This is a genomic window from Sorangium sp. So ce693, from assembly GCF_051521375.1.
GTDB lineage: Bacteria > Myxococcota_A > Polyangia > Polyangiales > Polyangiaceae > Sorangium > Sorangium atrum.
Window position 1 is genome coordinate 10,641,258 of sequence record NZ_CP150347.1, and the last position, 14,417, is coordinate 10,655,674.

General features: G+C 71.6%; 11 protein-coding genes. 3 read left to right on the plus strand and 8 right to left on the minus strand.

All coding sequences use genetic code 11. The annotated features are described in order from the left end of the window. Positions 1–454: 454 nt before the first annotated feature. From WMF14_RS39680 to WMF14_RS39700, 5 genes are all read right to left on the minus strand, one after another. Positions 455–1,705 (minus strand): serine/threonine-protein kinase, encoded by a 1,251-nt coding sequence (locus WMF14_RS39680; RefSeq protein ID WP_437795015.1) that lies wholly within the window; start codon positions 1,703–1,705, stop codon positions 455–457. Positions 1,706–1,943: 238 nt separating this feature from the next. Beyond that, on the minus strand, positions 1,944–3,692 hold the full coding sequence (locus tag WMF14_RS39685; protein WP_437795018.1) for an ABC transporter permease: 1,749 nt from the start codon (positions 3,690–3,692) through the stop codon (positions 1,944–1,946). Continuing rightward, positions 3,689–4,933 carry an ABC transporter ATP-binding protein gene (locus WMF14_RS39690; RefSeq protein ID WP_437795021.1) on the minus strand — a complete coding sequence of 415 codons (1,245 nt, stop codon included), beginning with the start codon at positions 4,931–4,933 and terminating at the stop codon, positions 3,689–3,691. Before WMF14_RS39690 ends, WMF14_RS39685 begins: the two co-directional genes overlap by 4 nt. Next, positions 4,930–7,068 (minus strand): hypothetical protein, encoded by a 2,139-nt coding sequence (locus tag WMF14_RS39695; protein ID WP_437795024.1) that lies wholly within the window; start codon positions 7,066–7,068, stop codon positions 4,930–4,932. The genes WMF14_RS39690 and WMF14_RS39695 overlap by 4 nt, the downstream gene beginning before the upstream one ends. Beyond that, positions 7,065–8,129: an AAA family ATPase gene (locus tag WMF14_RS39700; protein ID WP_437795027.1), complete on the minus strand. Its 1,065-nt coding sequence runs from the start codon at positions 8,127–8,129 to the stop codon at positions 7,065–7,067. The genes WMF14_RS39695 and WMF14_RS39700 overlap by 4 nt, the downstream gene beginning before the upstream one ends. 89 nt (positions 8,130–8,218) lie before the next feature. Here WMF14_RS39700 and WMF14_RS39705 point away from each other — a divergent pair, with 89 nt between their 5' ends. Beyond that, on the plus strand, positions 8,219–8,752 hold the full coding sequence (locus WMF14_RS39705; protein ID WP_272102727.1) for a hypothetical protein: 534 nt from the start codon (positions 8,219–8,221) through the stop codon (positions 8,750–8,752). A gap of 242 nt (positions 8,753–8,994) precedes the next feature. Beyond that, the gene (locus WMF14_RS39710) at positions 8,995–9,747 is read left to right on the plus strand and encodes a hypothetical protein (RefSeq protein WP_437795030.1); all 753 of its coding nucleotides are present in this window, start codon (positions 8,995–8,997) and stop codon (positions 9,745–9,747) included. 12 nt (positions 9,748–9,759) lie between these two features. Here the strand turns inward: WMF14_RS39710 and cysK are convergent, their stop codons facing one another. Beyond that, on the minus strand, positions 9,760–10,716 hold the full coding sequence (gene cysK / locus WMF14_RS39715; protein ID WP_272102725.1) for a cysteine synthase A: 957 nt from the start codon (positions 10,714–10,716) through the stop codon (positions 9,760–9,762). Positions 10,717–10,771: 55 nt separating this feature from the next. Then, positions 10,772–11,842, minus strand: coding sequence for a sulfate/molybdate ABC transporter ATP-binding protein (locus WMF14_RS39720; RefSeq protein WP_272102724.1), 1,071 nt, complete (start codon positions 11,840–11,842; stop codon positions 10,772–10,774). Between the two features lie 581 nt (positions 11,843–12,423). Between WMF14_RS39720 and WMF14_RS39725 the strand changes: the two genes are divergently transcribed. Beyond that, positions 12,424–13,383, plus strand: coding sequence for an NAD-dependent epimerase/dehydratase family protein (locus WMF14_RS39725; protein ID WP_437795033.1), 960 nt, complete (start codon positions 12,424–12,426; stop codon positions 13,381–13,383). A gap of 16 nt (positions 13,384–13,399) precedes the next feature. Here WMF14_RS39725 and WMF14_RS39730 read toward each other — a convergent pair whose 3' ends face one another. Continuing rightward, complete coding sequence (locus WMF14_RS39730) at positions 13,400–14,143, minus strand: DUF434 domain-containing protein (RefSeq protein ID WP_437795036.1); 744 nt, start codon at positions 14,141–14,143, stop codon at positions 13,400–13,402. Between the last annotated feature and the right edge of the window lie 274 nt (positions 14,144–14,417).

Here is a 14,417-nt window from a genome sequence, read left to right on the forward strand (position 1 = left end):
TTCTTGCTTCCTCACCGAACCACGCGGGTGTTGCCCACTACTACGCCGCCAAATTTTCCGTGTGCCATAGCATCGATTTTTTGCATCCAGATCGCGTCCACGGCCCGCACCCAGGTTGAGCCTCTCTCCTGCCTCCTGGCCTGGCCCCGCACCAGGTTGAGCTTGGCCCTTGGCCCTGGCCCTCACCCAGGTTGAGTTGCCTCGTGGCCCACACCCTGGCCCTTGGCCCTCACCCAGGTTGAGTTGCCTTGCCTCGTGGCCCACCCCCAGGTTGAGCCTTCCACCACGCCGAGGTTGACCCCTCCGAGGTTGCCCCTTCCGACCCAGGTTGCCCCTTCCGACCCAGGTTGGCCCTCTCAGCCTCAGCGCTCCCATTCCGCAGCCCGCATCGTAGCGGGTTCGTCGCGCCGGGTGACGTTCCTGGCATCCGCGGCGACGACGCCGTACCGGCCTGTCAGCCCACGAAGCTCACCAGCAACGCCAGGGTGAAGCCGAAGAGCACCACGCTCACCACCAGCAATCCCATGGCCGCCCAGCTGGCCTCGGGGCGCGCGGCCCGTCGCGCGCGGCGCGCCCTGCTTCTGTGCGCCTCCGAGGCGCGCTGCTGCGCAGCTCCTGGGGTGGCCTGCGCAGCCATGTCCAGCGCCGTCAGGCCGAACGCCTTCACGGTCGCGCTCAACGTCGGTGGGAGCACCGGCGCCCGGACCGGCGGCAGCGTAAGCGGCGCCGTGCGCTGCCAGTACGACCCCGACGGTACGACCGACCCACCATCGACCCCTCTCGATAGCCCCGCGGCGATGCGCGACAGCTCCGCCGCGAACGCCGCAGCGTCCGGGAAACGGAGCTCCGGACGCTTCTCCAGCGCCCTCATGATCGCGCGGTCGAGCTCCGGCGGCACCGGTCGTGGCGCATGGCTCGACGGCGGCGCCGGGACCTCGCTCGCGTGGGCGCGCACGAGCTCGTGGACGCGCCTCACATGCTCGAACGGATCGCGACCGGCGACCAGCGTGTAGAGCACCACGCCGGCCGCATACACGTCGGTGCGCGCATCGACGGCGAGCCCGCAAGCCTGCTCGGGCGAGAGATAGCGCGGCGTACCGACGAGCACCCCCTCCTCCGTCTGATAGAGCGACGGCGCCGGCGCGCGCCCATCGCCGCGCGGAGCGACCACCTTGGCGATCCCGAAATCAAGCACCTTCACCACGCGCCGCCCCTGCGCGTCCGCGTCGCACACGAAGAGGTTCTCGAGCTTCACGTCGCGGTGGACGATGCCCGCGCCGTGCGCCGCGGCGAGGCCCGCCAGCGTCTGCGTCACGAGATCGAGCGCCTCCACCGCCGGCAGCGCGCCGCGCGCCGCGAGCTCCTCGCGCATCGTCCGGCCATAGAGCCGCTCCATGACGAGGAACGTCCTCCCCTCGGCGGTCCGCCCGAAATCGGTGACGGTCACCAGGTTCGGGTGGGCGAGCCGCGCCAGCGACTGCGCCTCGACGCGCATCCGCTCCACGAGCCGCGGCTCGCGGTTCAGGTCGCGGTGCAAGAGCTTCACCACCACCGGCTTGTCGAGGCCCACGTGCGCCGCCTCGATCACCTCGCCCATGCCCCCTCGCCCCAGCCGACGCACGGGCCGGTACGGCGTTCCATCCAGCAAGGTATCGCTCAGCTCAGGCGCCGCGCATCGGCAGTCTTCGTGCGAAGGCAAGGCCATCCTCTGCGGGTCGAGGTGGTGCCGCCGTCGTCACACGACGCGAGGAATCGAGATCCCCATCTCGCTCCCGGACCTCGAGCGCGCGAGCGCTCTTTTCACACGCTCGCCACAGGACGCCCAAGATTTCAACAGATCCGCGCGCAGCGCATCCTGCTGCATTCCCCGGTCGCGATCCAAATTTCCACACAAAGAGACGTGCACGTACGATTTCGGAGCGCGCCGCGATCGCGCTCCGTGATCAGGCGGCGGTGCCCGCGGCGCTCCCAGGCCCGGCGTGCTCGGGCGTGGCCGCGTGCGGCGGCGCTGCCTGCTCCGCCGCGAGCGCCGCCTCATCTTCCCGGGCGAGGAGCGCGTCCGTCTCGGCGAAGGCCGCCTCGCGTTGCGCGACGACGGCAGCGCAGCGCGCGCGGGCCGCGGAGAGCAGGCCGAGCCCGACGGCGACCCAGCCGGCTGCGGCCGTGTACCCGGCGGCGATGACAGACCCTGCATCGCCCTGATCGGCCTTGGAGAGCATCACGAACGCGTAGAACGGCGACGGGGCCGCGACGAGGAGAGCGCTCTCGCTCGTGTCGAGCTCCGCGACGAGGCCCGCGATGGCGGCGACGATCCATGGGCCGACCGCGATCGTGAAGAGCAGCGTCAGGAGCAGCGCCCGCGCCACCAGGGGCGAGGCGATCCGCGCGCGAAGGAACGCGCCGAGCCCGACGAGGAACACGTAGACGGCGAGCGCATAGACGGCGACGTGCTGCACCTGCTGCGCCTGGATCTCCGGCGTCGCGACGGGCGCGCCGAGGCTCAGCCGGTGCCCGATGAGCCAGAGCGCGGCGATGGCGGGGACCCCCACCGCGAGGAGGAGGTACGCCGAGCGCATCACGCCGGGGCCGAAGAAGCGACGCAGCCGACTGGCGCGGCTCCGAGCCCAGTGAACCTCGACGCGGCGCGATGGGCCGATCGGCTCACCGGCAAAGAGGAACACGCAGAAGATCAGAAACGAGAGCGCCGCGCACACGCCCGCGACGATCGCGGGCATGCGATCGGAGGGGTCCACCGAGAGCGCCGGCACCGCGACGGCGGCGGTCGTCACGGGCGCGCAGACCGCGAACCACGTCTTCAACCCGGAAGAGCGATCGTCGCTCTCGCTCGTGAGGTTCGCGACGGTCACCTGGTACAGGAACCACGCGGGCATGCCGATCGCCGCGATCGGCAGGAGGATCAGGAAGAGCACGTAATCGAGGCCGAGAGGCGCGCGCTGGTAGGCGATCGGGAGCCAGATCGGCGGCCCCTCGGGCACCTCCGGCCAGGCCAGGTGGGCCGCGTACGAGAGCCCCGAGCCCCCCGCCGAGAACAGGCCGATCGACAGCGGGAACGCGAGCAGCAGCGTGACGAGGATCGCCGCGCGCAGGCTCGCCATCTTCGAGCTGATCGCCAGGCCGAAGGCCACGCTGAGCAGCGCGATCAAGAAGAGGAACAGGAAGGCGATCACCACCTCCATCGCGGTGATCCCGCCGAACAGGAACGGCAGCGCTCCGACCGGCGCGAGCATCACCACGTACATCGAGATCGCCGTGTAAGCGGCGAGGAACTTGCCTCGCGCGATCTCGCCGGGCGGGATGCCCGTCAGGAGCACCGCCTCCCAGGTGCGCCCCTCGCGCTCCGAAGCGATGCTGTTCGCGGCGACCGCCGGCCCGACCAGCGCCACCACGAAGTACGCGAGCGAGAAGAAGACCTGGAACAGGATCACGCCCGTCTTCGCAGGCGCGATCTCCTTCGCCGCAATGCCGCCGATGGTCGCCACGAGCAGCGCCATCAGCACGGCCAGCACCAGCAGGATGATCGGCGTGCGGGCGAGGCGCGCCGCCTGCTTGAGCTCGCGGATCCAGATCGGGTTCGGCTCGCGCAGGACGTGCCCCACGCGATGCCGCGCCCGATCGACGAGCCGCTGCGACGCCGGACCGGCGGGCGGCGATGTGCCAGTCTGCACGCTCACTGCACCTCTCCTTGCGTGACCTCCAGGAAGATCCTCTCGAGCTCATTGCGCTCCGGCTCGACGCCGATCACGCCGACGCCGCTGCGCACGAGGTGCTGGACGATCTCGGCGATCTTCACGTCGGTGCCCACGTAGCCGACGTGAACGGCTCCGGCGACGATGTCGACGTCGGTGATCCCCGGCCCGCCCCTGACCAGGAAGGCCGCTGCCTCGGGATCGCCGAGGACCCGCACCTTGACCTTGCGCCGGGAGATCTGCGAGAGCGCCGGATAGGCCGCCTGCCCCGCGCTCGCCGGCCCAGCGGCGTGCGGCGGGTGCGGGCCGTATCCGGGCGGCGGACCGTCGGCCTGCGAGCGATCGACGGCTGCCGGATCCGTCGGCGCGCCGTCGGGCGTGGCCGCCCCGGGTCCGTGCCGCGGCGGCGCATGCCCGTACGCCTGCGCCCCGTACGCGCCCGGCACGACGGCGTGGCGCGGCGGCGCGTGCCCGTGCGCCTGCGCCGCGCGCACCGCCTCGAGGCGCGCGGCGATCTCCCCGATCGGCCCGGCGACGACGAGGCGGCCCTTCTCGAGGATGCCGATCGACGTGCACACGTCGGAGAGCTCCGTGAGGATGTGCGACGAGAGGAAGATCGTCTTCCCCAGGCTCCGGAGCTCGAGCAAGAGATCGCGGATCTCGATGCGCGCGCGCGGATCGAGATCGCTCGCCGGCTCGTCCAGGATAAGGACCTTGGGATCGTGCAGCAGGATCCTCCCGAGCTGGAGGCGCTGCTTCATCCCCTTGGACATCGTGGCGACGATCCGGTCCTGGATCTTGCCGAGGTCGGTCAGCTCCAGGACGGCGTCGACCACGTCGAGCGACGGCACCCGGAAGGCGTCCGCGAAGAACTCGAGGTACTCGCGCACCGTGATCCTGTCGTAGACGCCGGCGTGATCCGGCATGTACCCGATGCTGCGACGGACAGCCGCGGGGTCGATCGTCACGTCGACGCCGTCGATCTCGACCCGCCCTGCCATGGGCTCGAGCAAGGTCGCCATGACCCGGATCGTCGTCGTCTTGCCCGCGCCGTTCGGCCCGATGAAGCCGAAGATCTCGCCGGGGCCCACGTCGAAGGTGACGTCCTTCAGCACGTCGAGCGCGCCGAAGCGGTGCGAGAGGTGCCGGACACGGATCGTCGGCCGAAGCCGCTCGATCTGCGCCGCGGCCGTGGAGAGCGGAGCGCCGCCGAGCGCCGCGCTCACGGCCGGCCTCCGTAGCCGACGACCCGCACGAGCACGCGGTCGCTGTCGATCCGCAACCCGGAGTCGCTCGCGCGCCCCTCGCCGCCGTCGAGCTGGCCGAACAGCACGGGCACGCCGGCCGGGAACCAGTCGACCGATCCGCCGGCCGCCTCCTCGATGGCCAGCCACGCGGCGCCGAGCCCCGGGGCGTCGGGCTCGAGGAGCGGCGTCAGCAGCCTCCCGCCGAGGTCGTGGACGTCCATGCCGCCGACCCGCCGCGCGGAGCCGGCGTGCGAGAGCCAGCCCTGCCCCTCGCTCCGCGCCGCGAGATCGACCCCCGCGCGCGACGAGACCCTCTCCCCGTCGCCGATGCGGGCGAAGTAGCGGGCCGCGCCCTCCGGTAGCCACAGGACGCCGCCTCGGAGGTCGCGGCCGCTCCGGTTGCTCACGACGATGTCGCCGCTCGGATCGGCGACGATCGCGATGCCGTCCCCGAGCGACGCGGCCCCGTCCTCGCGCACGATCACCGTCTGCCAGGGGAGCGCCGCGACCTTCGTCAGCCGGGCGCCGTCACGGTCCACGAGCAGCCGGTCGCGCCGCTCGGAGAGCTCGGCGACCACCGCCGTGCTGATCACGCCGCTCGGGTCGGTCGTGCGGACCGTGAGCTCCTCCGCGCTGGCGACGAAGAAGCCCCGGAACCGGCGCACCGCGCCCTTCGTCATGCCGGCCCCCGCCTCGATCAACGTGAGGTGCCGCGCCCGGCCGCGCACCCCCTTCGCGAACAGGCCCACACCGACGATCACCGCGAACGTGACCGCAGAGAGCACCGGCAGGTACCAGAGCGCGCGGAGCGGCCTCCCCTGCCGCGCGGCGCGCGAGAAATTGATCGGACCGGCGAGCACCGCGTAAATGCAGAGCAGCAGCGCGGAGACCCCGATCGCCCAGCGGGAGCTCTCGTTCGGATCGAGCTCCCGCCGCACCGGATCGAGGTCGACGCCCATCGCATCCTCCCCCGGGCGGAAGGCGACCGTGGAGCGACGGTCGTAAGCGCGGCGAGCGAGATCGGCCACACGGATCTTCACCCATGGGTCGCTGGCCGCGGGCGAGCGCGTTGGGTCGAACGCCAGCAGGTGCACCTCGCCGAGGCCGTAGAACGCCGAGCTGCCATACGGGCTCCCGCGCAGGTTGCCGCCCGACCAGCCGCAGAGCGACTCGGCCACCGCGGGGGTCGCGCTCGGCGCGGGCAGGAGCACGTTGCCCTGCTTGCCAAAGCCGCTGGAGCCGCCGGGCGGCGCGATCTCCGCGAGGGTGGGCGGCGCGATGGGCGCCCTCGCGACCTCACCGCCGACGAACGCCGCGAGCGTCGGGTGCCGCAGATCCTCGGGGCGGGCGACGGACAGCGCCAGCGTGCCGCCGGAGAGGACGAAGCCGGCGAGCGCCTCGAGCTCGGAGCCGCTCAGCCTGGACAGCGTGTCGGTGCGCATGAGCACGGCGTCCGCCGCGTTGTACAGGGCCGCCCGGTCGGGCAGCAGCGGGTCGCCGGTCGCGCTGTCGAAGCGAGGCTGCCCGACCCAGAGGACAGGGCTCGGCGTCCCCCCGGGCGCGCGGCTGGTCGATATGTACAGCGGCGCGATCGGCGCGTCGTGGAGGCCCCCGCGGAGGAGCGACCTCTCGCTGACGTCGAAGAGCACCACCGCGTGTTGCGAGGTCGACGAGAGCCCCTGCGACGACACCTGTGCTCCGCCCTCATCGAGCGCCCGCACCTGCACGTCGCCGAAAGGCGACACGTGCACCGGCACGCGCACGTCGACCGACGCGCCCGCCCCGACGGCGTACGGCGCCGACGCGACGAAGACGCGCTCATCGGAGTAGCGCTTCGACTCGACCTCGACCTCGCCCCTGGCCGCCCTGCCGCCGTTGTTCTGGATGCGCACGACGACCTGGTTCCAGCCCCAGGGTATCCCGCCGCTCGTCCCGAGCACGGGCGCCACGTCGACGACGAGCTCCGTCGCGGTCGACAGAGGCGGCGCCTGCCCGGACACAGGCCCCGCCGAGAAGAGCGCCGCGAGCGACGCCGCCCCCGCAAGGCCCTTCGCGCCCCTCCTCGGCGACCCGCTCCGGATCGCCTGCCCCCGCGGCTCATCCACGCGCCTCATCGCCGGATCGCCTGCGCCACGGGCTCGGGGCGCGCCTCTATCGCGGAGAGGAGCGCCGCGATCACCTGATCTGTCGTGATCCCCTCCGCCTCGCCCTCGAAGGACCGGATCATCCGGTGGCGGAGCACCGGCTTCGCGACCCGCTGCACGTCGGCGAAGGCGACGTGCGCCCTTCCCTGGAGGAGCGCCACGGCCTTCGCGGCCAGCACCAGCGACTGCGCGCCGCGCACGCCGGCGCCGAACCGGAGCGACCTCCGCACGATCTCGGGCGCCCCCTCGGCCGCCGGATCGCTCGCCCGCGTGAGCCGCGACGCGTACCGCATGACGGGCTCGGCGACCGCGATGTCGCGGCAGAGCGATCGCAGCGAGAGCACGTCGTCGCGGGTGAGCACCCGGGGCGGCGGCCCGCGATCGTGGCCCGTGGTCCGGGCGAGGATCTCGGTCATCTCGTCCTCGGTCGGGCTCGGCACGAGCACCTTGAGCAGGAACCGATCGAGCTGCGCCTCCGGCAGCGGGTAAGTCCCTTCCATCTCGATCGGGTTCTCGGTGGCCAGCACGAAGAACGGCTCCTCCATCGCGTACCGCGTGCCCGCGATGGTGCACGCGTGCTCCTGCATGGCCTCGAGCAGCGCGCTCTGCGTCTTCGGCGTCGCCCGGTTGATCTCGTCGGCCAGGATCACCTGCCCGAAGATCGGCCCCTTGTGCAGCGAGAAGTGGCGCGAGCCGTCCGCCGCCGCGACGAGCACGTTCGTGCCGGTCACGTCGCTCGGCATGAGATCCGGGGTGAACTGGATGCGCGAGAACGCGAGATCCAGGCAGCCGGCGATGGTCCTGACGAGGAGCGTCTTGCCCAGCCCGGGCGCCCCCTCGAGGAGGACGTGCCCTCCCGCGAGGATCCCCCAGAGCGTCTGCTCGATGACGTCGTCCTGCCCGACCACGGCCTGCCCGATCGCCTCTCGCAGCCGCGCGCTCGTCCGCTGGGCGAGCGCGAGCCTCGCCTCGAACGAAGCGGGGGCCGTACCCTGCCCGCCGTCAATACCCGCGCCTGATTCCGCCGCCATCTGGTCGCCCTCGGCCGACGACGATAGCCGGCCGCGCCCCGCGCGTCGATCAGACCTCGCCATGCTATGTCTTGCGAATGAGGATGCTTATGTTGACCTGCCGCCGTGGGCTCGCCTCGCTCTGCCTCTCCGCGCGTACCGGCGCGGCGCTCACCATGGCGCTGTCCCTCGGCGCGAGCGCCTGCGCCTCGGTCGTCGGCGAGCATGAGGTGGAGACCAAGTTCCTCGTCAAGCCCACCTCGCAGTCGGTCTTCTCCGGATGGAGCGAGCTCTCCGTCTCGGAGGACCCGAACTCGGTCGACAGGGCCGAGCTCATGTACATCCGGCTGGAAGCGCGCGACAACAACGTCCCCGACCTCACCTTCATCAAGAGCGTCTCCGCCTCGGCCGTCGTCGACGGCAAGTCGACCGTCGTCGCCAAGAAGGCGCCGATGCCCACCGGGGAGCGCATCGTCCCGCTCGATCGGGTCTATAACGACGACATCCGGCCCTTCTTCTACAAGAACGACGAGAGCGGCGATTACACCGTACACGTCGACTGGGAAGGCAAGGTCGATCTGACGAAGACGATCCCGCCCGAAGGGGTATGGATGAAGGTCCTCGTCGCCGTCCGCATCGAGTGATCGCGCCCGCTCGCGGCGCCCCCTCCTTCTCCCACACTCCTCGCGGCGCTTCCCCTGCGCCCGTCCTGATCGGCTCCTCGGCCATCCAAGCTTCCATCTCGTCGCTCGGTCCAACTGGAGAACCGAGAGCGCACCGCGCGCGAGAGCGAGGCCGGACAGGCGGAGTTCATCCGCTGGAGCCGCGCTCGTCGGCGTGCGCCGTGCGCTCCGCACCCCGGCGCGGGCAAGGAGGTCGATCCGTCATGGCCGAGATCCAGGAGAGCTCTGTTCTGTTCTCGCTCAAGCAGCTCATGAGCCTCGAGAAGCAGCGGCTGCGCGAGGAGGAGGAGGCCGTGCGGCAGCGCGCGCTCGCAGAGCAAGAGGCGCGGCGCGCCCTCGAGCGGCGCGCTCGGGCGGAGGAGGCGGCGCGCATCCGGGCCGAAGACGAGCGGACCCGCCGCGAGGAGGAGCAGGCGCGCGAGGAGGCCGCGCGGCTCGAGGGGATCCGGGTCGCGGCCGTCGAGAAGGCCCGCATCGAGGCCGAGCAGCGCGCGCGCATCGAGGCGATGGCGAAGCAGCAGGAGCACGAGCGCAGGCTCGCCGCCCTCGCGGGAGACGCCCAGAAGCGGCGGCTCAAGCAGCTCGTCACGGGGGGGAGCGCGCTCTTCGTCGTCGTGCTCGCCGCGACGCTCGGCGTCTTCTTCGGCAAGATCAAGCCGGAGGCGGAGCAGACGCTGGCCGAGCAGACGGCCACGCGCGCCGCCCACGAGCAGCGGCTCGCGACGCTCCAGAGCGACCTCGCGGCGAGCGAGAGGAAGATCGACGAGCTCACGCTCGCGTACCAGACGGTGCGGAGCCAGGCCGAGAAGGCGGAGCTCGAGCGCAAGCTGCTCGCGGCGAAGCGCGACCGGGAGACCCTCCAGGTCAAGGCCGCGAGGCCAGCGGCGCCGCAGGCGCCCAGGAAGACGGAGTGCTTCTGCCGGGAAGGCGACCCGATGTGCGGCTGCCTTCCCTAGTTCCCTGGCGGTTCAGCGGGGCGCGGCCGCGCGAGCGCAGCCGACGAGCTCCTTGAAGAGCGGCGAGGTGACGTACCGCTCCCCGCCGTCGGGAAGGATCACCACGATCCTCTTTCCCTGCATCTCGTCGCGCGCCGCGATCGACAGCGCCGCCGCCATCGCCGCGCCGCCGGAGATGCCGACGAGGATGCCCTCGGTCTTGGCGAGCCGGCGCGCGGCGTCGAAGGACTCGTCCTCGGACACGGGCACCACCTCGTCGATGAGCTCGCGCCGGAGGATCTTCGGGACGAAGCCCGCGCCGATGCCCTGGATCAGGTGCGCACCCACGCGGCCGCCGCTCAGCACGGCCGCGTTCCTGGGCTCGACCGCGATCATCTTCACGCCCGGCTTCTTCTGCTTGAGCACCTCGCCCACGCCGGTGATCGTCCCGCCGGTCCCCACGCCGGCGACCACGACGTCGACCGTCCCGTCCGTGTCCTCCCAGATCTCGCGCGCGGTCGTCACGCGGTGCGCGGCGGGGTTCGCCGGGTTCTCGAACTGCTGGAGCATCACCGCGCCGGGCGTCTCTTCCACGATCTGGCGCGCCCGCGCGACGGCCTGCACCATGAGCGACCCGGGCGTCAGCAGCACATCGACCCCGAACGCCCGGAGCAGCGCGATCCGCTCCGGGCTCATCGACTCCGGCATCGTGAGGATCAGCCGGTAGCCCTTGGCCGCGGCGATCATCGCCAGCGCGAGGCCCGTGTTGCCGCTCGTCGGCTCGACGAGGACGCTGCCGCTCTTCAGCTTGCCCTGCCGCTCGGCGTCCTCGACCATCGCGAGGCCGATGCGATCCTTGACGCTGCCGCCAGGGTTCCGGCTCTCGACCTTGCCGATCAGCTCGGCGCGCAGACCCTTTCCCGCAGAGCTCAGGCGGACGAGCGGGGTGCGCCCGATCGTCGCCGCGATGTCGTCGAAGATTGAAGCCACGTGCCGCCTCCCGTGATGGCCGTTGACCAGACGGGAGCGCCGGCCAGCGGGCTAGTTAGATGGAGTAATCTTGCACGAAGATCTTGGCGTCTCGGAGATTTACCAGCACCCTGTCCCCCTCGGACAGGCCGAGCTCGGCGACGCGATCCTTGGTCAGCTCCACGGAGAGCGGCTGGCCATCGGAGAGGCGGAGCTCTGCCTTGACCATCCACCCGACCCGCGACAGCCGCTCGACGCGCGCGACGCTGGCGTCGTCGGCGGCGGGCGTCTTCGAGGAGTCGATCCGGGTGTGCACCTCGATGTCATGCGGACGTACGAAGGCGCGCACGCTCGCGCCGTCGCCGGTCCCGGGGGGAGCGTGCACCGCGAGGGTCCCGAGCGCCGCCTGGCCGTCGCGCACCTCCCCCTTGAGCACGTTGATCGATCCGACGAAGCTCGCGACGAACTCGGTCGACGGCCGGTCGTAGATCTCCTCCGGGGTGCCGATCTGCTCGACCCGCCCCTTGTGCAGCACGATGACCCGATCGGCGAGGTCCATCGCCTCTTCCTGGTCGTGGGTCACGAAGACGCTCGTGATCCCTCTCTCCTTGTGGAGCCTCCGGATCCACTCGCGCAGCTCGAGGCGGACCTTGGCGTCGAGCGCCCCGAACGGCTCGTCGAGCAGGAGCAGCGACGAGCCTGGCGCGAGCGCGCGCGCCAGCGCGACGCGCTGCCGCTGGCCGCCGGAGAGCTCGTGCGGGAACCTGCCGCCGAGCCCGTCGAGCTGCACGAGGCTGAGGAGCTCGTCGACGGTGGTCGCGATCTCCTTCCGTGGCCGCTTCCGGATGGAGAGGCCGAAGCCGATGTTGTCACGCACGCTCATGTGCCTGAACAGCGCGTAGTTCTGGAAGACGAAGCCGATGTTCCGATCCTGGACGCGGGTGGTCGTCGCCTTCTTGCCGTTCAGGATGACCTCGCCGGAGTCGGGGCTCTCGAGCCCGGCGATGATGCGCAGGACGGTGCTCTTGCCACCTCCGCTCGGACCGAGGAGCGCGACCAGCGCGCCGCTCTCGATCTCGAACGAGACGTCATCGACCACCTTGTTTGGACCGAACCGCTTCGTGAGCTGCTCGACAACAATTCCCATAAGCAACAGCTAGCCTTCCGACCCGTCTCGAGCGCGCCTCGGACAGAAAAAGTGAGGGGCCCGAGCGCGCACCAGCGTCGCCCGCCGGGCGGGTAGGCGCAACCAGATTCAGAAATACACATCGGAAAGGTGGGCGTATTTGCAAGAAGAGGGTGGGTATGCGCTGACCCCAACCTCGATCGGCTCATGCGGCCCCGACCCTGGGTCGATCCTCAACCTCGGTCGGTCCTGGTCGGTCCTCAACCTCGGTCGGTCCACGCGGCCCCCAACTCCGGGTCGATCCTCAACCCGGGTCGGTCCGGGTCCTCAACCCGGGTCGGTCTCAACCTCGGTCGGTCCTCAACCCGGGTCGGTCCTCAACCTCGGTCGGTCCACGCCGGTCGGTCCCCAAACCCCGGGGCGAGCTCAGCGGCGTGGCGGGCTTCGCAGCCGGCTGCTGCCCACTCAACGAACGGCACGAAGTGCTAGCATCGCCGCGCCGCGCCGCGCCGCGACGCGGCAGGCCCGGGACCGGAGGCCGCGCCGCGGCGAGACGAGGACGCGAGGCCGCGACGCGGCAACAAGACCAGGACGGGAGGCGGATGCGTTGTCTGGTGACGGGGGTGGCCGGATTCATCGGCTCCCACCTGGCGGAGCGGTTGATCGAGCTCGGGCACGAGGTGCTGGGCGTGGACCGCTTCACCGACTACTACGCCCGCGAGCTCAAGGAGGGGAACCTGGCACGGCTGCGCGGCGAACCGCGCTTCTCGCTCTCGACGGCCGACCTCGCGACAGACGATCTCCGCCCGCTGCTCTCGGGCCGCGAGATCGTCTTCCACCAGGCGGCGCAGGCGGGTGTGCGCCCGAGCTGGGGACAGAGCTTCGAGGTCTACCTGCGCGACAACGTGCTCGCGACGCAGCGGCTGCTGGAGGCGGCCAGAGCGCACGGCCAGGTGCGCAAGCTCGTCTATGCCTCGTCCTCCTCCGTCTACGGCGACCCCTCCGGCGACACGGGGGATGTGCCCATGCACGAATCCAGCCGGACCGCACCGCACTCGCCCTACGGGGTCACGAAGCTCGCCGCCGAGCAGCTCTGCGAGCTCTACCGGCGCAACTTCGGCCTGCCCACGATCTCCCTCCGGTACTTCACGGTGTACGGCCCCAGGCAGCGCCCCGACATGGCGTTTCACCGGTTCATCGCCGCCGTGCTGAAGGGCGAGCCGGTCCGCGTGTACGGCGACGGCGAGCAGATGCGCGATTTCACGTACGTGAGCGACGCGGTGCAGGCCAACGTCGACGCCATGGAGGGCGGCGCGGTCGGCGTGTTCAACATCGGCGGCGGCTCGCGGGTGAGCCTCAACGACGCGCTCAGGCTGCTGGAAGAGCTCGCAGGACCCGTACGCGTCGAGCGGGGAGAGCCTCAGCCCGGCGACGTCCGGCGCACCTGGGCGGACACCGCGGCGGCGCAGGCGGCGCTCCGGTACGTGCCCCGGGTGCCCCTGCGCGAGGGGCTCGCGGCGCAGGTCGCCTGGCAGACGAGGCGGCTCGGGCTCTGCCGGTGACGGGCGCTCCGCGCCCTCACGCGCCGGCAGCGCCTCCGCGAGGGAGGAGCTCGACCACGCGCGCCGCCGGCACGCGCGCGCCCACGATCTCGTCCGCGAGGTTGACCCAGCGCACGCAGCGATCGAGGACGACGCTGTCGGACGAGATCACGCCCGCCGTCCCCGCGAGGAGGCGGTCGGGATCGGGGACGAGCGTCGCCTCGATCGAGACGGGCGCGCCGCCGAGCCGCTCCAGGATCCGCGCGCGCAGCCGCCCGGAGCTGGGGACGGCTGCGTCGAGCAGAAAGCGCGCGCGCGCCGCGCCGGCGCCGGACAGCGCGTCGCCGATCCGATCGATGGCGGTGTCGGTCTCCGCGATCGGCGCGTAGCTGCCGCGCAGCCCCGCGAGATCGCGGAGCGCCCCCTCCGGCCCGCGCACGAGCAGCCCGCCCGCGAGCGCCACCTCCAAGGTGATGATCAGGTTGAAGCCGTCGATGTTCGCCTCCGCGCCCTGGAGCGACGAGGACGGCGCGCAGCGCGCGAGGCGCGACGCCCGCTGCGCGTCCGAGCAAGCGGCTCGCTGCAGCGCGAGGCGCTGGCGTGCGGCCAGCTGGTGGTGGTCGCCGGCGGTCCGGATCGCGGTGCGCAGCGGATAGCCGCGGCCGAGGAGCCACGTCACTTCCTCGAAGGCCACGCGCAACGTCCGGACGGCATCAGGGCCGAACAGCCGCGCATCGTCCGGGTGCCCGCCGCGCGGCGCGCCGCTGCTCCCGCTCGTCATGTCACCTGCCTCCGAGGCGCGCCGCTGCCACGCCGCGATAGACGACCTGCTGAGGGGCTGCTCGGAGCGATCGTCGGAGGATCTCCGCGCTCGCCGCTCGATGCAGAAGGGGCCAACAGATCAGAGGCCCTTCTGCCCAAACCCAGGACCACCCAGCCGGGGCCGGGTGATGCCGTAAGCGCGGAGCAGCCCGCCTCTCTGTCGCAGTGCCGCGCGACACGATGATCGCTACCGTGCCGCCGCGCGTCTTGTCTCCTGATTTCGTCGCCTCCAT